Source organism: Corynebacterium aurimucosum (assembly GCF_046895345.1).
Lineage (GTDB): Bacteria > Actinomycetota > Actinomycetes > Mycobacteriales > Mycobacteriaceae > Corynebacterium > Corynebacterium aurimucosum_G.
Genome location: NZ_CP160096.1, coordinates 1,775,891 through 1,793,314, shown reverse-complemented (window position 1 = coordinate 1,793,314; position 17,424 = coordinate 1,775,891). Strand labels below are relative to the sequence as shown.

24 protein-coding genes are annotated in these 17,424 nt (G+C 59.8%); 20 read left to right on the top strand and 4 right to left on the bottom strand.

Going from position 1 to position 17,424, the window contains the following annotated elements:
* Positions 1 to 54: 54 nt before the first annotated feature.
* From ABZS45_RS08515 to ABZS45_RS08495, 5 genes are all read left to right on the top strand, one after another.
* On the top strand, positions 55 to 957 hold the full coding sequence (locus ABZS45_RS08515; RefSeq protein ID WP_412099458.1) for a DUF559 domain-containing protein: 903 nt from the start codon (positions 55 to 57) through the stop codon (positions 955 to 957).
* Between the two features lie 261 nt (positions 958 to 1,218).
* The gene (gene rplN, locus ABZS45_RS08510) at positions 1,219 to 1,587 is read left to right on the top strand and encodes a 50S ribosomal protein L14 (RefSeq protein WP_412099457.1); all 369 of its coding nucleotides are present in this window, start codon (positions 1,219 to 1,221) and stop codon (positions 1,585 to 1,587) included.
* A gap of 4 nt (positions 1,588 to 1,591) precedes the next feature.
* The gene (rplX, locus tag ABZS45_RS08505; protein WP_005527724.1) at positions 1,592 to 1,906 is read left to right on the top strand and encodes a 50S ribosomal protein L24; all 315 of its coding nucleotides are present in this window, start codon (positions 1,592 to 1,594) and stop codon (positions 1,904 to 1,906) included.
* A 1-nt stretch (position 1,907) separates the two neighbouring features.
* Positions 1,908 to 2,459: a 50S ribosomal protein L5 gene (gene rplE, locus ABZS45_RS08500; RefSeq protein ID WP_010189579.1), complete on the top strand. Its 552-nt coding sequence runs from the start codon at positions 1,908 to 1,910 to the stop codon at positions 2,457 to 2,459.
* Positions 2,460 to 2,624: 165 nt separating this feature from the next.
* On the top strand, positions 2,625 to 3,410 hold the full coding sequence (locus tag ABZS45_RS08495; RefSeq protein ID WP_412099453.1) for a formate/nitrite transporter family protein: 786 nt from the start codon (positions 2,625 to 2,627) through the stop codon (positions 3,408 to 3,410).
* Here ABZS45_RS08495 and fdhD read toward each other — a convergent pair.
* The gene (gene fdhD, locus ABZS45_RS08490; protein ID WP_412099452.1) at positions 3,379 to 4,230 is read right to left on the bottom strand and encodes a formate dehydrogenase accessory sulfurtransferase FdhD; all 852 of its coding nucleotides are present in this window, start codon (positions 4,228 to 4,230) and stop codon (positions 3,379 to 3,381) included. The two genes, ABZS45_RS08495 and fdhD, sit on opposite strands and share 32 nt — an antisense overlap.
* Complete coding sequence (locus tag ABZS45_RS08485; protein ID WP_046648468.1) at positions 4,227 to 4,475, bottom strand: DUF6457 domain-containing protein; 249 nt, start codon at positions 4,473 to 4,475, stop codon at positions 4,227 to 4,229. Before ABZS45_RS08485 ends, fdhD begins: the two co-directional genes overlap by 4 nt.
* Positions 4,476 to 4,784: 309 nt before the next feature.
* Here ABZS45_RS08485 and rpsH point away from each other — a divergent pair, with 309 nt between their 5' ends.
* The 6 genes from rpsH to rplO are packed head-to-tail and all read left to right on the top strand — an operon-like array spanning position 4,785 to position 7,433.
* On the top strand, positions 4,785 to 5,168 hold the full coding sequence (gene rpsH / locus ABZS45_RS08480) for a 30S ribosomal protein S8 (protein ID WP_070527811.1): 384 nt from the start codon (positions 4,785 to 4,787) through the stop codon (positions 5,166 to 5,168).
* A 14-nt stretch (positions 5,169 to 5,182) separates the two neighbouring features.
* Positions 5,183 to 5,719, top strand: coding sequence for a 50S ribosomal protein L6 (rplF, locus tag ABZS45_RS08475; protein WP_049157327.1), 537 nt, complete (start codon positions 5,183 to 5,185; stop codon positions 5,717 to 5,719).
* Between the two features lie 3 nt (positions 5,720 to 5,722).
* Entirely contained in the window at positions 5,723 to 6,124 is a 402-nt protein-coding gene (rplR, locus tag ABZS45_RS08470; protein ID WP_010189570.1) for a 50S ribosomal protein L18, read from the top strand.
* 40 nt (positions 6,125 to 6,164) lie between these two features.
* Complete coding sequence (gene rpsE / locus ABZS45_RS08465; protein ID WP_010189568.1) at positions 6,165 to 6,791, top strand: 30S ribosomal protein S5; 627 nt, start codon at positions 6,165 to 6,167, stop codon at positions 6,789 to 6,791.
* A gap of 3 nt (positions 6,792 to 6,794) precedes the next feature.
* Positions 6,795 to 6,980 carry a 50S ribosomal protein L30 gene (gene rpmD / locus ABZS45_RS08460; protein ID WP_010189565.1) on the top strand — a complete coding sequence of 62 codons (186 nt, stop codon included), beginning with the start codon at positions 6,795 to 6,797 and terminating at the stop codon, positions 6,978 to 6,980.
* Positions 6,981 to 6,983: 3 nt separating this feature from the next.
* Positions 6,984 to 7,433, top strand: a complete 450-nt coding sequence (rplO, locus tag ABZS45_RS08455; protein ID WP_070745620.1) for a 50S ribosomal protein L15 — start codon at positions 6,984 to 6,986, stop codon at positions 7,431 to 7,433.
* A gap of 107 nt (positions 7,434 to 7,540) precedes the next feature.
* Here rplO and ABZS45_RS08450 read toward each other — a convergent pair whose 3' ends face one another.
* The gene (locus tag ABZS45_RS08450; RefSeq protein WP_412099450.1) at positions 7,541 to 9,022 is read right to left on the bottom strand and encodes an FAD-binding oxidoreductase; all 1,482 of its coding nucleotides are present in this window, start codon (positions 9,020 to 9,022) and stop codon (positions 7,541 to 7,543) included.
* Between the two features lie 17 nt (positions 9,023 to 9,039).
* Complete coding sequence (locus ABZS45_RS08445) at positions 9,040 to 10,347, bottom strand: class I SAM-dependent methyltransferase (protein ID WP_412099449.1); 1,308 nt, start codon at positions 10,345 to 10,347, stop codon at positions 9,040 to 9,042.
* A gap of 380 nt (positions 10,348 to 10,727) precedes the next feature.
* Between ABZS45_RS08445 and secY the strand changes: the two genes are divergently transcribed.
* The 9 genes from secY to ABZS45_RS08400 all read left to right on the top strand — a co-directional run bounded on the left by secY (position 10,728) and on the right by ABZS45_RS08400 (position 17,363).
* Complete coding sequence (gene secY / locus ABZS45_RS08440) at positions 10,728 to 12,053, top strand: preprotein translocase subunit SecY (protein WP_412099448.1); 1,326 nt, start codon at positions 10,728 to 10,730, stop codon at positions 12,051 to 12,053.
* Complete coding sequence (locus ABZS45_RS08435) at positions 12,053 to 12,598, top strand: adenylate kinase (RefSeq protein WP_412099447.1); 546 nt, start codon at positions 12,053 to 12,055, stop codon at positions 12,596 to 12,598. Before secY ends, ABZS45_RS08435 begins: the two co-directional genes overlap by 1 nt.
* Positions 12,599 to 12,613: 15 nt before the next feature.
* Positions 12,614 to 13,408, top strand: coding sequence for a type I methionyl aminopeptidase (gene map / locus ABZS45_RS08430; RefSeq protein WP_412099446.1), 795 nt, complete (start codon positions 12,614 to 12,616; stop codon positions 13,406 to 13,408).
* Between the two features lie 52 nt (positions 13,409 to 13,460).
* Positions 13,461 to 14,252, top strand: coding sequence for a L,D-transpeptidase (locus ABZS45_RS08425; RefSeq protein ID WP_412099444.1), 792 nt, complete (start codon positions 13,461 to 13,463; stop codon positions 14,250 to 14,252).
* A gap of 223 nt (positions 14,253 to 14,475) precedes the next feature.
* The gene (gene infA, locus ABZS45_RS08420) at positions 14,476 to 14,694 is read left to right on the top strand and encodes a translation initiation factor IF-1 (protein ID WP_003854422.1); all 219 of its coding nucleotides are present in this window, start codon (positions 14,476 to 14,478) and stop codon (positions 14,692 to 14,694) included.
* A gap of 185 nt (positions 14,695 to 14,879) precedes the next feature.
* Positions 14,880 to 15,248 carry a 30S ribosomal protein S13 gene (gene rpsM / locus ABZS45_RS08415; RefSeq protein ID WP_039673764.1) on the top strand — a complete coding sequence of 123 codons (369 nt, stop codon included), beginning with the start codon at positions 14,880 to 14,882 and terminating at the stop codon, positions 15,246 to 15,248.
* Between the two features lie 3 nt (positions 15,249 to 15,251).
* Positions 15,252 to 15,656 (top strand): 30S ribosomal protein S11, encoded by a 405-nt coding sequence (gene rpsK / locus ABZS45_RS08410; RefSeq protein WP_010189540.1) that lies wholly within the window; start codon positions 15,252 to 15,254, stop codon positions 15,654 to 15,656.
* Between the two features lie 21 nt (positions 15,657 to 15,677).
* Positions 15,678 to 16,283, top strand: coding sequence for a 30S ribosomal protein S4 (rpsD, locus tag ABZS45_RS08405; RefSeq protein ID WP_010189536.1), 606 nt, complete (start codon positions 15,678 to 15,680; stop codon positions 16,281 to 16,283).
* Positions 16,284 to 16,352: 69 nt separating this feature from the next.
* On the top strand, positions 16,353 to 17,363 hold the full coding sequence (locus ABZS45_RS08400) for a DNA-directed RNA polymerase subunit alpha (protein WP_010189530.1): 1,011 nt from the start codon (positions 16,353 to 16,355) through the stop codon (positions 17,361 to 17,363).
* The last annotated feature ends 61 nt before the right edge of the window (positions 17,364 to 17,424 follow it).

Here is a 17,424-nt window from a genome sequence, read left to right as displayed (position 1 = left end):
TGGTGAACTGTTGTATCTGTGGCGAAGGTGCTGGACATCGGTTAAAAGTTGTGCATGAACAATGAACAACTTTTTACATACCTTGACCAACATCTTGTAGACCTTCGGAAGCTTCCTAACAGTGATCCACTGTGGAAGAAAGTGCATGCAGATAAAGTGGCGAGACTCGCCTGGTGTTATGTACTGCCGATGGTTCAGTGGCGGCAGTTAAAGCCTTGGCAGCAACAGGCGGCGAAAGCATATGCCTTGGGGCTTACCCTGCCTAGGGCGACTCTCCTGGGGAAGTCGGCTGCCCTTATCCACGGGATTCCCCTTATTGCGCCACCTCAAGAGTGGGAGGCAACGCTTCCCTCCAATTCGGTACCGCAGCGTGTTAAGTCGCGGAATGTGCGCTACCGCCGCACGGATCTGCGTGGGAAAGAGACCGTTGTTCATGGCATTCGTGTCACATCGCTGGAGCGAACAGCGCTGGATATCGCGCGCTTCCACGGATTCGAGGAAGGCCTTGTTGCTGTTGACGCGGTGCGGGCGCGAAACGTGGGAAAGTTCTGGATTGATGAAACGTTAGGCGCGATGGGAAGAGTAAAAGGCGTCGCCGCGGCGCGCCAGGCGGTTGCGGCCAGCGTTAATATCGCGGAGTCACCGTGGGAGTCCTACGCTCGTGCACTCATTATCGCCGCCAACTATCCCGGGTTGCACTGGGTGAAAGCGCAGTACGCGATTGAGAACTATCGTGCCGACCTTGTCATAAACGGGTGGCTCGTGGTCGAAATTGATGGCAACGTGAAATACCGACGCGATATTGATGAGGTGATTCTCGCTGAACATCGCCGCCAGCAAGACATTCTCAATAAGGGCTTTGTAGTCCTGCGTTTTAGTCCGGAGCAGCTGAACTCGCGCCCAGAATATTTTCAAAAGGTAGTAGGGGAGCACCTTCATCGCGGGCCAAGGCGTTAAAAGGGCAGGGGTGGAAACTGGACGGTGCCCGGCGTGGTGCACACGCGTGATTTGGGAAAACAACAGCGAGCATGCTTGAATGTATGGGTTGCATATGGCCGGTCGGTGCAGTGCGATGCGTTTCCGAATCGCCACACCGAGACCCTTCGACCGCTGTGACCAGCGCGTTCGTCGCACAAGCCAATGCCACGTAAGCAAGTAGACCAGGTGTGTCAAGGACGGAAATCTTGACGCACGTTAATCCAGGTCAGGAGACCCATAGTGATTCAGCAAGAATCGCGTCTGCGCGTCGCCGATAACTCCGGTGCACGAGAAATTCTCGTCATCCGTGCTCTCGGCGGCTCCGTTCGACGTTTTGCTGGCATTGGTGACATCGTCGTCGCCACTGTCAAGGAAGCCATCCCGGGCGGCAACGTAAAGGAAGGCGACATCGTCAAGGCCGTCATCGTACGCGCCAAGAAGGAGACCCGTCGTCCGGACGGCTCCTACATCGCATTCGATGAAAACGCCGCAGTTATTCTCAAGGGTGACAACGAGCCGCGCGGTACCCGCATCTTCGGCCCGGTTGCTCGCGAACTTCGTGACAAGCGCTTCATGAAGATCGTTTCTCTCGCACCGGAGGTGATCTAGTCTTATGAAGATTCATAAGGGCGATATGGTGATCGTTATTTCGGGCCCGGACAAGGGCGCGAAGGGCAAGGTCATCGAGGCATACCCGAAGCGCGACAAGGTCCTCGTTGAGGGCGTCAACCGCGTTAAGAAGCACGTTGCTAACTCCGCTACCGAGCGTGGCGCCGAGTCCGGCGGAATCGTTACCCAGGAAGCTCCGATCCACGTGTCCAACGTTGCGATTGTTGACTCCGAGGGCAACCCGACCCGCGTGGGCTACCGTTTCGACGAGAATGGCAAGAAGGTCCGCATCGCACGTAGCAACGGGAAGGACATCTAAAATGAGCGAGAACTACACTCCGCGTCTGAAGACCCGCTACCGCGAGGAAATCAAGAAGGCTCTGAACGAAGAGTTCAAGTACGAGAACGTGATGCAGATTCCGGGCGTCACCAAGGTTGTTGTCAACATGGGTGTGGGCGACGCTGCCCGCGACTCCAAGATGATCAACGGCGCTCTCGAGGACCTTACCGCTATCACCGGCCAGAAGCCGCAGGTGCGTCGCGCTAAGAAGTCCATCGCTAACTTCAAGCTCCGTGAGGGCATGCCCATCGGCGCCCGCGTTACCCTGCGTGGCGACCGCATGTGGGAGTTCCTGGACCGCCTGCTGACCATCGCGCTGCCGCGTATTCGCGACTTCCGCGGTCTCTCCGACCAGCAGTTCGACGGCCACGGCAACTACACCTTCGGTCTTAGCGAGCAGACCATGTTCTACGAGATCGACATCGACAAGGTGGACCGCCCGCGTGGTATGGACATCACCGTCGTGACCTCCGCTACCAACGACGAGGAGGGCCGCAAGCTCCTGCGCGAGCTCGGCTTCCCGTTCAAGTAAAGTAGCGCTTGAATAATTCCCTCGGGACTCCGTGAAGGAGCTCCGAGGGAATTTTTGCGTCTGCGCCCTTTTTGGGGTGTCGTCTCCCCTGAGCTATGGGTATGTCTGACGTGGGGAGTAGACTACGAGAGTCTGAAAAACCTGTGTTCCTCAGTGAGGTAAGAGATGTCCCTGAATGATGCTTCGGCAGCCGCGGTGAAGAAAAAGGTCACGTTGCTTGATGAATCCTTCGCCCGCTTCGCCGTCCGCTCCACCCTGGCGGGCGTGTACCTGGCCATCGGTACGGCGTTTGCGGCGGTGCTGGGAATGGGCGTCGAAAAACATATGGAAGGCATGGGCTCGTTGGTCTTTGCCTGCCTCTTCGGTTTGGGCCTGTTTGCCATCGTCATTCTGGGCGCGGACCTGGCCACCGGCAACATGATGTACATGGTCTATGGCGCCGTGAAGAAGCAGGTGGGCTGGGGTAAGGGAATGTGGCTTTTAGTAGTCACCACGCTCTTCAATTTGGTGGGCGTTGCGCTCTTCGCCGTTGCCATGGGAGCGTCAGCGAAGCTGGGTGGTATTGACCCGGATCACCTCGTCGCCACGCTATCGATGGGCAAGCTGACCAAGGGGCCAGGCGGCATGTTCGTGGAGGCCATCCTGGCTAACTTCGTGGTCAACATGGCCATCGTCGGCGCTATCTTTGCCAAAGATGTGGTGTCAAAGTTCTTCGTCATCGTGCCGATTATCGCCTGCTTCGTGGGTTTGGGTCTCGAGCACGTCATTGCGAACTTCTGCCTCATGCTCTTGACCTTCTTCTGTGCCAGCCCGCTGCCGGAGGGCTTTACCCTTGGCGCGGTGCTGGCTAACTGGTCCATCGTGTGGGTAGGAAACCTCATTGGTGGTGGCTTCTTTATTGGTGGCGTGTACGCCTGGCTTAACTCCGGCCCGGAAGCGTATCGCGACTAAGCTCGCCCGAATAGAGGTTGAAGCGGTCCCCGCGGGCAAAGCCAACGAGCGCCATACCGGTCTCCCGGGCGGTCTCGACCGCCAGGGAGGAAGCAGCGGAAACCGCGACGAGCATGCCGAAGCCGGCCATAGCTGCTTTGTTAACCAGCTCGAAGCTCGCCCGCGAGCTCATCACCAGAATGAGGTCGCTGGCGGGCAGCATTCCTTCCATCAGCAGGTGACCAATAACCTTATCGGCCGCGTTGTGCCGCCCGACGTCCTCGCGCACCACGACGGGCTCGCCGTCAAGAGTAAAGGCCCCAGCGGCGTGGATGCCGCCGGTCTTGCGAAACTGCTTCTGCTCACGCTTGAGGGCCTCGGGCAGCTTGGCGACGACCCCCGGATCCACCGGCACCCGGGGAATCTCAAAACGGCTCTGCTTCATGAGCGCTTCGATCGAGGAGGTGCCGCACACGCCGCAGGCGGATGTGGTGGGGGTCAGGCGCAGATCGGCGAGGGAGAGCGCCTGCGGGTTAGCGAGCTCTAGATCCAGCAGGTTATAAGGGTTGCGCCCATCCACTGAAGAGCCAGCGCAATAGCGGGCCTCCCGTACATCACTGACCTCTTCAATGTGGCCTTCGGAATGCAGGAAGCCGTGCGCCAGCTCGACGTCGTGACCGGGCGTACGCATCGTCGTGGTCAGCGTCTGCCCGCCGACGCGAATCTCCAGGGGCTCCTCGCCGGCGACGGTATCGCCGCGGGTATCGACCTGTATGACCTGTCCGTCTTCGTTGAGGCGCACCTTCGTTACGGCAAAAGTGGCGTTGACGCGCCCGCTCATCGGTTAAGCGCCTCCTTCAAGGTGGCGATATGGGCGCGGGCTTCCGCGGTGTCCGTGGAGGCCAAACCCACCAGGTATGCCGTCAGGGGAGCGGCGGGCCGGGACTGGGTATGTGCAACGTCCTTGGTCAGATCGAGAAGTTCCTTGACCAAAGCGGTGGCCTCCTCGGGGGAGGCGCCGATCAGCTCGGCAGCCTCCTTCAGCCACTGATGGGCGGTGCGGATCGGATCAGGTGTTTCTCTCATGGCTTCCTATGCTAACGCGTTTTGGAAAACTGCATGTCAGCGGGTAGAGTAATCCGACGGACTTGCATTTTTCCACTCCTGCGCCGCGAAACCGTGCAGGAGGTGCGGAAACGTGCCAAGCCGGAAGAATTGAACACATCTACTTTGTTGTAGGCCCCTCGCCGTAGATAGCGGACCGTTGTCTGTATCAAAGGGTGGCGAGCGCCTCGCAGTATTGACTGCGGGGAGCGTGAGTAGCCCGAAATCACACGGAAAACGCTTTGGTGAGCAGTACGGGAACCGCAACGAGAAAGGTTAAAGGTCACTCATATGACTATGACTGATCCTATTGCCGACATGCTGTCGCGCGTGCGCAACGCATCTAATGCGCACCACGACGTCGTGTCGATGCCGACCTCCAAGCTCAAGGCGAACATCGCTGAGATCTTGAAGCAGGAAGGCTACATCGCTGACTACTCCGTCGAGGGCCGCGAGCTGTCCCTCGAGCTTAAGTACAACAACCGTGAGCGTTCCCTCTCGGGTCTGCGTCGCGTGTCTAAGCCGGGTCTGCGTGTGTACGCAAAGTCCACCGAACTGCCGCAGGTTCTGGGCGGCCTGGGCGTGGCTATCATCTCCACGTCTCAGGGTCTGCTTACCGACCGTCAGGCTCAGGAGAAGGGTGTAGGCGGAGAAGTTCTCGCCTACGTCTGGTAAGGGAGGATTGACACATGTCTCGTATCGGTCTAGCACCTATCGCCGTCCCGAAGGGCGTCGAGATCACCATCAATGGCCAGGTTGTCAACGTTAAGGGTTCCAAGGGCACCCTCGAGGTTGAGCTGCCGGAGCCGATCACCGCAGCCGTCGAGGACGACGAGATCAAGGTCTCCCGTCCGGATGACGACCGCAAGAACCGCGCCCTGCACGGTCTATCCCGCTCCCTGGTCAACAACGCCGTTGTTGGCGTGACCGAGGGCTACACCAAGAAGATGGAAATCTTCGGTGTCGGTTACCGTGTCCAGCAGAAGGGTAAGGACCTGGAGTTCTCTCTGGGCTACTCCCACCCGATCCTCATCGAGGCTCCGGAGGGCATCACCTTCGCTGTGGATGGCGCAACCAAGCTCTCCGTATCTGGTATTGACAAGCAACTGGTTGGACAGGTCGCCGCGTACATCCGCCGCCTGCGTAAGGACGATCCTTACAAGGGCAAGGGTATTCGCTACGACGGCGAGCAGGTCCGCCGCAAGGTCGGAAAGACGGGTAAGTAAGCAATGGCTAACACTGAAAACGCAAAGCGCACCCCGGTTGGCAAGGACATTTCCTCGCGTCGTCGTGAAGCACGCGCGCGCCGCCACTTCCGCATCCGTAAGACCCTCCGCGGCACCCCTGAGGCACCGCGTCTGGTCGTTCACCGCTCCTCCCGCCACATGCACGTTCAGGTCATCGACGACCTGGCCGGCCACACCCTGGTTGCCGCTTCCTCCATGGAAGCCGACGTGCGTGCACTCGAGGGCGATAAGAAGGCCAAGGCTGCCAAGGTAGGCCAGCTCATCGCTGAGCGCGCCAAGGCCGCTGGCATCGAGCAGGTCGTCTTCGACCGTGCAGGCTACAAGTACCACGGCCGCGTTGCTGCGCTGGCCGACGCCGCTCGCGAAGGTGGTCTGCAGTTCTAATGATTAAGGCATACGGAAACATCAACGGAAGGAACGCCTAATGTCGGACCGTGAACAGCGTGACGGCGGACGCTCCGCCGAGAACAACAACGACCGCAAGGGTCGCAACAACGGCCGTCGTAACGACCGCCGCAACCACCAGGACAACGAGCGCGATAAGTACATCGAGCGCGTTGTGACCATCAACCGCGTCGCTAAGACCGTTAAGGGTGGCCGCAACATGTCCTTCACCGCTCTCGTCGTCGTCGGCGACGGCCAGGGTATGGTGGGCGTCGGCTACGGCAAGGCCAAGGAAGTCCCGGCCGCAATCCAGAAGGGTGCAGAAGAGGCTCGCAAGAACTTCTTCCGCGTCCCGATGATTGCTGGCACCATTACCCACCCGGTCGAGGGTCGCGACGCAGCTGGCATCGTGATGATGAAGCCGGCCGCTCCGGGTACCGGTGTCATCGCCGGCGGTGCTGCTCGTCCGGTGCTTGAGTGCGCTGGCGTGCAGGACATTCTGTCGAAGTCCCTGGGCTCCGACAACGCTCTCAACGTCGTCCGCGCTACCGTGGACGGCCTCAAGCAGCTGGTTCGCCCGGAGGAAGTTGCCGCACGTCGTGGCAAGTCCCTCGAGGAGGTCGCACCGGCCCAGATGCTGCGCAAGCGCGCAGGTCAGGAGGCATAAGCAATGGCTCTGAAGATTACTCAGGTAAAGGGCCTTGTGGGCACCAAGCCGAACCACCGCGCAAACATGGAGTCGCTTGGTCTCAAGCGCATCGGTCACTCTGTTGTGAAGCAGGATACCCCGATCATCCGCGGTATGGTTCACAAGGTGCGTCACCTGGTCACCGTCGAAGAAGTGGCAGGGGAGTAAACCATGGCTGATATCATCAAGCTCCACGACCTGCGCCCGGCCGCAGGCTCCAACAAGCCTAAGACCCGCGTCGGCCGCGGTGAGGCATCCAAGGGTAAGACCGCTGGTCGCGGTACCAAGGGCACCGGTGCTCGTAAGCAGGTTTCCGCTGCTTTCGAGGGTGGCCAGATGCCGATCCACATGCGTCTGCCGAAGCTCAAGGGCTTCAAGAACCCGAACCACGTTGAGTACCAGGTAGTCAACGTTGCTGACCTCGCAGAGGCTTTCGCTAACGGTGGCGACGTCACCGTTGCGGACATCGTTGCTGCTGGCCTGGTTCGCAAGAACCAGCCGGTCAAGGTTCTGGGCAACGGTGAGATCAACGTTAAGTTGAACGTCACCGCTGACAAGTTCTCCAAGTCTGCTGTTGAGAAGATCGAGGCTGCTGGCGGCACCGCCACCGCAACCAAGTAATTCTTTTGCAGGCTCTGTGAGAGCCACCGCCCTCCCGGGGCGCCACCTTTTGGTGGCCTTCGGGAGGGCTTCTGGCGTTTTCAGCGCAGTGTAGGGCACAGAGGCCGCTAGGCGTCGTTGACCGTCTTCTCGTAGAGGCCGGGGAAGCGGCCATCCGGATCGGTGACAGCCTTGATGCGCTCCGGGAGATTTCCGCCGTAGAGCTTGGCAAATTCTTCGGGGGAATAGAAGGCCTCCGAATACAACGACTTATGCCCGCCGAGCTCGCTGACCTTGTTTTCAATGAGGCGATTGAAGGCTCCATTGCCGGGGGCAGAAGGATCGACGTGATTGCCCTCCACGCCTGACCAAAAGCCCACGTTGATCCAGGTCTGGCCCGGGCGCAGGGGGTACAGCGGCCACGGAGCCGGGGAATCAGCGGCCAGAGTGCCCGCGTCAACGAGGTCTTCGACGCCCTCGCGCAGCCGAATCGGGCACAGCCACACTGGTTGGATGTCGGAGGCTTGGAAAAACCAATCCAAGAACTCCGGCAGATTGTCCGGTGTGACCTCGATGTCCTGCACCACGCGCTCGGCGCGGGGCAGGCCCTTCGGCTTCTTGATGAAGTTGTACTCCAGCTCGTATTTGCGGTCCAGGCGCACGAGCTTCCAGTAGAAGGAACTGCGGCGCAGCTGCCGCGGCCACACCTTGCGCACACGCGGATTCTGCGCTCCGAAAGCACGCGAGCACCAGAACCAGTCCGTGTCCCAGCGCCAGATATAGTCGCGCACCGTGAGGCGGTCGCGGCGGATGCCGCGGGCGTGCTGAAGGCTGCGGTAGAAAATCTTCTCCCGCGTGTAGTCGGAGGTCGGCCCCTCCTCATCCGTAAACCGCGCCATGACCAGATAGGATTCTTCGGGTGAGAAGACCACGCCATCCAGGCCGTGCACTTCGACATCGTCATAGGAGTGGGTGCGGGAGACGTCGTCAAGCGTGCGTGCCAAAGACTCGAAGTCGTGGAAGCGTACCTGACGCAGCTCCACATAGGGCTTGACCGCGCGCAGCTCAATCTTCAGGCGCACCGCATAGCCCAAGGAGCCATAGGAGTTGGGGAAGAGGCGGAAGAGATCGACGTTCTCTTCGCGTGAGCACGTAACAATATCTCCGGTGCCCGTGAGGATGTCCATCTCCAAAACGGATTCATGCGGCAGTCCATCGCGGAAGCTCGTGGACTCCACTCCCATGCCCGTCACGGCGCCGCCCAGGGTAATGGTCTTGAGCTGCGGCACCACAAAGGGCATGAGCCCGTGCGGCAAGGTGGCATCCACAAGGTCCTCGTAGGTGCACATGCCCTGGACCTCGGCGGTCTGCGCAATGGGATCAACCTCAATCACCCCATCCAGACCGGAGACGTCCAGCCCCGCTTGCTCACCGCTGCGCCCGCGGAAGAGGTTTGAGGTCTTCTTTGCCAGGCGCACGCGCTTATTCTTCGGCACGGCGTGGAAGCTACGCAGGAGCTTATCGACGCCCTCCCGGTGCGCCTTCCACCCCACCGGAGGGATCTCCACGGCGTCAACGCTGCGGTGATTGCGGATGAGATCAGTCAACATAGAACTCCCTTAAGTCTTTAGAAGCGCGAATCTTCCCACCAGCGGCGCTCTGGAACGCCGGCGCGGGAGCCGGCGTCACCCAGTTTGACGCCCACGAAGTGGTACAGGTTGATGATGTTGTGCTCAAAGCCCCACTCGGATCCGGCCATGTAGATGGCCCACAGGCGCGCGGTGGGCAGACCCACCAGCGAGCAGGCTGCCTCCCAGTTCTCCTTGAGGTTCTCGCACCAATCACGCAGCGTGCGCATGTAGTCGAAGCGAAGGGATTCGGTGTGGACAACTTCGAATCCGGCATCCTGCATGCACTTGGTGATGGTGCCGGAGCCGGAAAGCTCACCGTCGGGGAAGATATAGCGGTCGATGAACCCGCCCTTCGGCGTCTTATGGTTATCCGGGTAAGTGATGCAGTGGTTGAGCATCAATCCACCCGGCTTGAGCTTTCCGTGGAGGAAGCTGAAGAAGCTGGGATAGTTCTTGACACCGATATGCTCGAGCAGCCCGATGGCGGAGATGGCATCGAAGCCTTCCTCGGTGACGTCGCGGTAATCCAGGAAGCGGATTTCCGCCAGGCCCTCGAGGCCCTCCTCCTTAATCTTGGCCTGGCCCCATTCAGCCTGTTCCTTGGACAACGTCACACCGAGTGACTTCACGCCGCGCTTGGCGGCGTAGCGCACCATCCCGCCCCAGCCACAGCCGACGTCGAGGTGACGGTCGCCCTCCTTGAGACGCAGCTTGTCGAAGATGAGTCGGTACTTGTTTTCCTGAGCCTCATCCAGCGTGGCGTCGGGGGAGGGGTAGTAGGCGCAGGTATATGTCATTGAGTCGCCGAGGAAAAGCTCGTAGAAGTCATTGCCCACGTCATAGTGATCGGAGATGACCTCCGCATCGCGCTCCTTGGAATGCTTAGAAAGGCCTTCGTGCAGCTTGCGGCGCAGCCAGGAAGCGCGCTCAACCTCTGGGACCGGCTGGATTTGGAAGGCACCCAGCGAGACTAAGGAGCGGGCTACCCGGGCCAGTGTCTTGGCGTCCGGGCGGGAGAACTTGTCATACATCGCATGCAAGGCGTCGAAGATGCCATAGGGATGCGCCGGGTGTTCGCCTTCGACCGTGATGCCATCAGTGACATAGGCGCGGGCGAACCCGACGTCCCCTGGGTGAGTAGCGATATAGGCCAAGCCCTGGAGGTTGTTAATCCTGACGGTGAACTGCGCATCGGCCGGGCCGGTGGAGGAGCCGTCGAATGCCTCCCAGCGGAAGGGGTTGGGGCTGGGGACGAAGGTATCGATAATCTCAGCTACGGTCATCGGGGTGAATCGCTTACTCATAAAATTACATACTTCTTTCGGTTCGGCGTCTGGCAGATAAAGCACGGCCATACTCCGAGACGCTCCAGGCGTCGCCGGAAAGGTCGAAAAGATGTAAAAATCTTGTAAGGACATTGCCTTAAAGCAACGGGGTCCATGGTAGGCCCGATCTGTAGAAGGCGCTAAGGGAGAAAACCATAGCGAACCCAGCGGCGTGGCATGGACGGGGTCAATGTGGCGAATGAGGCCGAGGCTGGTAGGGTGATGGGGTCAAAAGTGTTCAACCGTTCCTATGAGAGACCTTAAAAAGACTCTTAAAATTTGGGAACAGATGAGATCCACCCCCGTGCGCGGCGAATTCGAACCGCATAACAAGCGCGGTAGGCCAGGAGGATTTAGTAGTGTCCGCCATTTTGCAGGCTTTCAGAGATGCCGACCTGCGTAAGAAGATCATCTTCACCCTCGTGTTGATCATCCTCTACCGCGTTGGCGCACAGATCCCGTCGCCGGGCGTTGATTACGCCACCATCGCCGGCCGTCTTCGTGACCTCACGGAGGAAGCAGGCAACCTCTATTCGGTGATCAACCTGTTCTCCGGTGGTGCGCTCCTGCAGCTGTCCATCTTCGCCATCGGCATCATGCCGTACATTACGGCGTCGATTATTGTGCAGCTGCTGACCGTGGTGATTCCCCACTTCGAGCAGCTGAAGAAAGAGGGCCAGTCCGGTCAGGCCAAGATGACCCAGTACACGCGCTATCTCACCCTGGCACTAGCGCTACTGCAGTCTTCGGGCATCGTGGCGCTGGCGGACCGCGAGCAGCTTCTAGGACAAGGCGTGCGCGTTCTAGCAGAGGACCGCAACTTCTTTACCCTCATCGTGCTCGTTATCACCATGACCTCTGGTGCCATCCTCGTGATGTGGATGGGTGAGCTGATTACTGAGAAGGGCATCGGCAACGGTATGTCGCTGATGATTTTCGCCGGTATTGCTACCCGCCTTCCTACCGACGGCATTAACATCCTCCAGAACAATGGCGGCCTGGTCTTCGCCATGGTTCTTGCCGGTCTCATCTTCCTCGTCGTGGGCATTACCTTCATCGAGCAGGGCCAGCGCCGCATTCCGGTGCAATACGCCAAGCGCATGGTAGGCCGCCGCCAGTATGGTGGTTCCTCCACCTACCTGCCGCTTAAGGTCAACCAGGCTGGCGTTATCCCGGTCATCTTCGCTTCCTCGCTGATCTACATGCCGGTGCTCATCACCCAGATCGTTAACTCCGGTTCCGCCGGGGTGTCTGATAACTGGTGGCAGCGCAATGTCATCGCGCACTTGCAGTCGCCGAGCTCCTGGCAGTACATCGTCCTGTACTTCGTGCTCACCATCTTCTTCTCCTACTTCTACGTTTCGGTTCAATATGACCCGGCCGAGCAGGCTGAGAACATGAAGAAGTATGGTGGATTTATCCCGGGCATTCGCCCGGGCCGACCGACCGCCGAGTACCTAGGCTTTGTCATGAACCGTCTGTTGTTCGTCGGCTCGATCTACCTCGCGGTTATCGCCGTCTTGCCGAATATCCTCCTGGATCTTGGAATCGGCAGCGCTGGTGCCGCTGGTACCTCCGCTTTCGGTGGTACCGCCATCCTCATTATGGTCTCGGTGGCCCTGACCACGGTCAAGCAAATCGAGTCCCAGCTCCTACAATCCAACTACGAAGGACTGCTTAAGTAATGCGTTACGTACTCCTTGGCCCTCCCGGTGCCGGCAAGGGCACCCAAGCCGCTCTCCTCAGCGAGAAGCTCGGCGTTCCGCACATCTCCACCGGTGACCTCTTCCGCGCCAACATTGGTGAGGGCACCCCGCTCGGCGTAGAGGCCAAGTCCTACATTGATGCCGGCAAGCTGGTGCCGACCGACGTTACGGCTCGCATGGTGGAGGACCGCCTCAACCAGGATGACGCCAAGGACGGCTTCCTTCTCGACGGCTTCCCACGCACCGTGGAGCAGGCCGACATCCTGGAGAAGCTACTCGCCGACAAGGGCCTGCAGCTCGATGGTGTCCTGAACTTTGAGGTATCCGAGGACGTCGTGGTCGAGCGTATGCTTGCTCGCGGCCGCGCGGACGACACAGAGGAAACCATTCGCACCCGCCTAGGCGTCTACCGCGAGGAGACCTTCCCGCTCATCGAGCACTACGGCGATGCCATCATCTCCATTAAGGCTGAAGGAACCGTTGAGGAGATCAACGAGCGCACCCTTCAGGCAATGGGCAAGTAATCTGCCAACCTAGCCATGGCTTTTCGACGACGCACCAAGACCATTCCCGCCCGCACGCCGGGCGAGCTGGACGCCATGCAGGCGGCCGGAGAAGTTGTCGGCCGCGCCCTGCAAGCCGTGCGGGCCGCCGCGGCAGTGGGGGTGAGTACGCTCGAACTCGATGAAGTAGCCGAGCAAACCATTCGGGATGCCGGCGCCGTGCCCACCTTTAAGGGCTATGGCGGCTTTCCAGGGTCTATTTGCGCCTCCGTCAATGACGTGATTGTCCATGGTATTCCTCACAAAGACCTTCTCCTGGCCGAGGGAGACCTCGTCTCCATCGACTGCGGCGCCACGCTCGACGGCTGGGTGGGGGATAGTGCGTGGACGTTTGGTGTCGGCAAACTCAGCCCTGAAGCACAGGCGCTGAGCGACGCCACCGAATGGGTCCTCCACGAAGGCCTCAAGGCCATGGTTCCCGGCAACCGGCTTACCGACGTCTCCGCAGCCCTCGAGCAGGCTACCTATCGCGCCGAGGATAAGTTCGGCGTGGAGCTATTCATCGTCGATGGCTACGGTGGCCACGGCATTGGCCGTGAAATGCACGAAGAGCCTTATCTGGCTAATGAAGGTAAGGCGGGACGTGGCCCCATTATCCAGGAGGGCTCCGTCCTCGCCATTGAGCCGATGCTGACCCTGGGGACCGAGGACAATGAAGTTCTCGACGATGATTGGACTGTCGTGACGCTCGACGGTTCACTATCTGCCCACTGGGAGCACACGGTGGCGGCCACGGAGAATGGTCCGCGCATCCTGACTCAGCGTTATTAAAACATGTGTCCTGGGTAGGCATTTCTCCTAAGGAAGGTTTATACTTCTTGCCATGTCTAAGATTCGCTCCCTAGTTGGTGCCCGTTCCCTACGTCGCGCCACCGCAATTGGCCTGGTAACCGCCACTCTCTCGGTGGCTCCGGCCGCTAACGCACAGACGGTTCCTTCGATCGACACCCTGTCTTCCGACGTTCAGTCCCAGCTTGATGAGTTCGCTGGCCAGACCCGCGAGAACGCGTGGAATAGCCGCAACCAGATGTTGGAGACGCTCCAGAGCGTTAACCCGCAGGCGGCTGATGCCCTCCGCCCGGTTATCGATGGTGCCATTGAGCTGATTTTCCCGGGGCTGATTGACCAGAAGAATGCTGAGATCCGCGCCGCTCGCGAAGCTGAAGAGCGCGCCCACGCTGAGCAGATCGCTCGCGAGAAGGCTGCTGCCGAAGAGGCTGCCCGCAAGGCCGAGGCTGAGCGTCAGGCACAGCGCTTCGATGTTGGTCCTTGCCCGGCAGATGCACGCATCTGCGTGGACCGTGATGGGAGCCGTACCTGGCTGCAGGATGGCAACGGCAACGTCACCTACGTCGCTCAGGGCATGTCTGTCGGCAAGCCGGGTGAGGAAACCCCAGCTGGTACCTTCTACATCAACCGCAAGATCAAGGACGAGATCTCCTGGGAGTTCGGCAACGCCCCGATGCCCTACGCCATGTACTTCACCAACAATGGCCACGCCTTCCACGAAGGTTCCCCGGCATACCAGTCCAATGGCTGCGTGCGCCTGACCCACCAGGATGCCGTGCGCTACTGGAATGATGTACCGATGGGCTCGAAGGTCTTCATCTACTAAGACGTAGCGGTGAGCGAGTCACCGCAACATGGCAACCGCCTCCCGCACCATGTGGTGACGGGAGGCTTTTGTATTTGGAAAACCCGTTCTCGCAGCGTATGCTTTAGTGCTGGTGTCTGTACGCAGCCGAAGTGGCTGCTAGAGGCACCAGGCAGTAGACACCAAACATGCAGGTGGGGGCGTCGCCAAGCGCGGCACGCACTTCACCAGAAAAGTAGAGGTTATGGCTAAGGAAGGCGCAATCGAGGTTGAGGGTCGCATCGTCGAACCCCTGCCCAACGCAATGTTCCGCGTCGAACTCGACAACGGACACAAGGTACTCGCCCACATCTCGGGCAAGATGCGTCAGCACTACATCCGCATCCTCCCGGAGGACCGCGTCGTTGTGGAGCTGTCTCCTTATGACCTGACCCGCGGACGCATCGTCTACCGCTACAAGTAAAGACAGTAAGCCTCCTCACCCACGGGACGCACTTGGTGCGTCCCTTTCTACCTCAGGCTGCGATGGCCTGAGCCCACGCTGCTAAGCATGCCCACAGTTCCCCGGCACGGCCCGGGGCGAAGCGTATGCGTGGCGGGGGGCGGATGAGGAGAAAACCATCGTAACAACCCGAAAGGACTAGCCATATGGCACGTCTAGCTGGTGTTGACCTCCCGCGCAACAAGCGCATGGAGGTTGCTCTCACCTACATCTACGGCATCGGGCCTTCCCGTGCCAAGGAACTGCTGGAAAAGACCGGCATTTCTCCCGACCTGCGCACCGACAACCTCGACGACGATCAGCTGTCGGCGCTGCGTGACGTCATTGAAGCTACCTGGAAGGTAGAGGGTGACCTCCGCCGCCAGGTTCAGGCTGACATCCGTCGCAAGATTGAAATCGGTTGCTACCAGGGCATCCGCCACCGTCGTGGCCTGCCCGTTCGTGGTCAGCGCACCAAGACCAACGCTCGTACGCGCAAGGGTCCGAAGAAGACGATCGCAGGAAAGAAGAAGTAAAACATGCCACCCAAGACTCGTTCCGGCGCGCGCCGTGGTGGTCGTCGCGTCGTAAAGAAGAACGTGGCCGCTGGCCACGCATACATCAAGTCCACCTTCAACAACACCATCGTGTCCATCACGGACCCGCACGGTGCTGTCATCTCCTGGGCATCCTCCGGCCACGTCGGCTTCAAGGGTTCCCGTAAGTCCACCCCGTTCGCAGCACAGATGGCTGCAGAGAACGCGGCCCGCAAGGCCATGGACCACGGTATGAAGAAGGTTGACGTTTTCGTCAAGGGTCCGGGCTCCGGCCGCGAGACCGCCATCCGTTCCCTGCAGGCTGCAGGCCTCGAGGTTTCCTCGATCACGGATGCCACCCCACAGCCGCACAACGGCTGCCGTCCGACCAAGCGCCGCAAGGTTTAAGGGAAAGGAAGAGGTAAGAAAATGGCTCGTTATACTGGCCCCGCTACCCGCGTATCCCGCCGTCTGCGCGTCGACCTGGTCGGCGGCGACATGGCATTTGAGCGCCGCCCGTACCCACCGGGACAGGCTGGCCGTAACCGCATCAAGGAATCTGAGTACCTGCTGCAGCTCCAGGAGAAGCAGAAGGCCAAGTACACCTACGGTGTGCTGGAGCGTCAGTTCCGTCGCTACTACGCCGAGGCTAACCGTCTCCCGGGTAAGACCGGTGACAACCTCGTCGTTCTGCTCGAGTCCCGTCTCGACAACGTGATCTACCGCGCCGGTCTGGCCAACACCCGCCGCCAGGCTCGCCAGCTTGTCTCTCACGGTCACTTCACCGTGAACGGCAAGAAGATCAACGTACCTTCCTTCCGCGTTACGCAGTACGACATCATCGATGTTCGTGAGCGTTCCCAGAAGATGGAATGGTTCGAAGAGGCTCAGGACCGCCTGGTAGACGCCAACGTTCCGGCGTGGCTGCAGGTCGTTCCGGACACCCTGCGCATCCTCGTGCACCAGCTGCCCGAGCGCGCTCAGATCGACGTCCCGCTGCAGGAGCAGCTCATCGTCGAGCTTTACTCGAAGTAATCCTTCGACACTTTCATCTTTACCCCTTCTACCGGCGTCATATAGCGGGCGCCGACAAGGAGAAACTCCATGCTTATTTCCCAGCGTCCTCAGCTCACCGAGGAATTCATCGACTCGTCCCGCTCTAAGTTCGTCATCGAGCCGCTCGAGCCGGGCTTCGGTTACACCCTTGGCAACTCGCTTCGTCGCACGCTGCTTTCGTCCATCCCGGGCGCGGCAGTAACCTCCATCAAAATTGACGGTGTGCTCCACGAGTTCACCACCATCAACGGTGTGAAGGAAGACGTTTCCGAGATCATCCTGAACGTCAAGGGCTTGGTTCTGTCCTCCGACTCCGACGAGCCGGTTGTGATGTACCTGAGCAAGGAAGGCCCGGGTGAGGTCACTGCAGGCGATATCCAGCCGCCGGCTGGCGTCGAGATCCACAACTCGGATCTGCACATTGCATCGCTGAATGAGTCCGCCAAGCTGGAGATGGAACTCGTCGTCGAGCGCGGCCGTGGCTACGTTCCGGCTGCTGCTACCTCGGGAGAAATCGGCCGCATTCCGGTCGACCAGATTTACTCCCCGGTGCTGAAGGTCTCTTACAAGGTTGAAGCTACTCGTGTTGAGCAGCGTACCGACTTTGACAAGCTGATCATCGACGTCGAGACCAAGAACTCGATTTCCGCACGCGACGCTCTGGCTTCCGCCGGCGGCACTCTGGTCGAGCTCTTCGGCCTGGCCCGCGAGCTGAACACCGCCGCTGAGGGCATTGAGATTGGCCCGTCCCCGCAGGAGACGGAGTACATCGCTGCCTACAGCATGCCGATCGAGGATCTGAACTTCTCCGTCCGCTCCTACAACTGCCTGAAGCGTCAGGAAATCCACACTGTTGGTGAGCTCGCTGAGTGCACCGAGTCGGACCTGCTGGATATCCGCAACTTCGGTCAGAAGTCGATCAATGAGGTAAAGATCAAGCTGGCTAACCTGGGCCTGGCCCTCAAGGACACTCCTGAGGACTTCGACCCGACCCAGCTGGAAGGCTACGACGCAGAAACCGGTGACTTCAAGGATCCGGCTTCCGACGATTCCGAGTAAAGAATTCCACTGCATCGTGACGGCGCGACTTTTGCGCCCGTCGCGCGCTCAATTAATCCGC

Excerpts from the sequence above, each read along its gene's own strand:
- ABZS45_RS08515 (WP_412099458.1), top strand. The coding sequence starts at position 55 with ATGAACAATGAACAACTTTTTACATACCTTGACCAACATCTTGTAGAC.
- rplX (WP_005527724.1), top strand. The coding sequence starts at position 1,592 with ATGAAGATTCATAAGGGCGATATGGTGATCGTTATTTCGGGCCCGGAC.
- rplE (WP_010189579.1), top strand. The coding sequence starts at position 1,908 with ATGAGCGAGAACTACACTCCGCGTCTGAAGACCCGCTACCGCGAGGAA.
- ABZS45_RS08495 (WP_412099453.1), top strand. The coding sequence starts at position 2,625 with ATGTCCCTGAATGATGCTTCGGCAGCCGCGGTGAAGAAAAAGGTCACG.
- fdhD (WP_412099452.1), bottom strand. The coding sequence starts at position 4,230 with ATGAGCGGGCGCGTCAACGCCACTTTTGCCGTAACGAAGGTGCGCCTC.
- ABZS45_RS08485 (WP_046648468.1), bottom strand. The coding sequence starts at position 4,475 with ATGAGAGAAACACCTGATCCGATCCGCACCGCCCATCAGTGGCTGAAG.
- rpsH (WP_070527811.1), top strand. The coding sequence starts at position 4,785 with ATGACTATGACTGATCCTATTGCCGACATGCTGTCGCGCGTGCGCAAC.
- rplF (WP_049157327.1), top strand. The coding sequence starts at position 5,183 with ATGTCTCGTATCGGTCTAGCACCTATCGCCGTCCCGAAGGGCGTCGAG.
- rplR (WP_010189570.1), top strand. The coding sequence starts at position 5,723 with ATGGCTAACACTGAAAACGCAAAGCGCACCCCGGTTGGCAAGGACATT.
- rpsE (WP_010189568.1), top strand. The coding sequence starts at position 6,165 with ATGTCGGACCGTGAACAGCGTGACGGCGGACGCTCCGCCGAGAACAAC.
- rpmD (WP_010189565.1), top strand. The coding sequence starts at position 6,795 with ATGGCTCTGAAGATTACTCAGGTAAAGGGCCTTGTGGGCACCAAGCCG.
- rplO (WP_070745620.1), top strand. The coding sequence starts at position 6,984 with ATGGCTGATATCATCAAGCTCCACGACCTGCGCCCGGCCGCAGGCTCC.
- ABZS45_RS08450 (WP_412099450.1), bottom strand. The coding sequence starts at position 9,022 with ATGTTGACTGATCTCATCCGCAATCACCGCAGCGTTGACGCCGTGGAG.
- ABZS45_RS08445 (WP_412099449.1), bottom strand. The coding sequence starts at position 10,347 with ATGAGTAAGCGATTCACCCCGATGACCGTAGCTGAGATTATCGATACC.
- ABZS45_RS08435 (WP_412099447.1), top strand. The coding sequence starts at position 12,053 with ATGCGTTACGTACTCCTTGGCCCTCCCGGTGCCGGCAAGGGCACCCAA.
- map (WP_412099446.1), top strand. The coding sequence starts at position 12,614 with ATGGCTTTTCGACGACGCACCAAGACCATTCCCGCCCGCACGCCGGGC.
- ABZS45_RS08425 (WP_412099444.1), top strand. The coding sequence starts at position 13,461 with ATGTCTAAGATTCGCTCCCTAGTTGGTGCCCGTTCCCTACGTCGCGCC.
- infA (WP_003854422.1), top strand. The coding sequence starts at position 14,476 with ATGGCTAAGGAAGGCGCAATCGAGGTTGAGGGTCGCATCGTCGAACCC.
- rpsM (WP_039673764.1), top strand. The coding sequence starts at position 14,880 with ATGGCACGTCTAGCTGGTGTTGACCTCCCGCGCAACAAGCGCATGGAG.
- rpsK (WP_010189540.1), top strand. The coding sequence starts at position 15,252 with ATGCCACCCAAGACTCGTTCCGGCGCGCGCCGTGGTGGTCGTCGCGTC.
- rpsD (WP_010189536.1), top strand. The coding sequence starts at position 15,678 with ATGGCTCGTTATACTGGCCCCGCTACCCGCGTATCCCGCCGTCTGCGC.
- ABZS45_RS08400 (WP_010189530.1), top strand. The coding sequence starts at position 16,353 with ATGCTTATTTCCCAGCGTCCTCAGCTCACCGAGGAATTCATCGACTCG.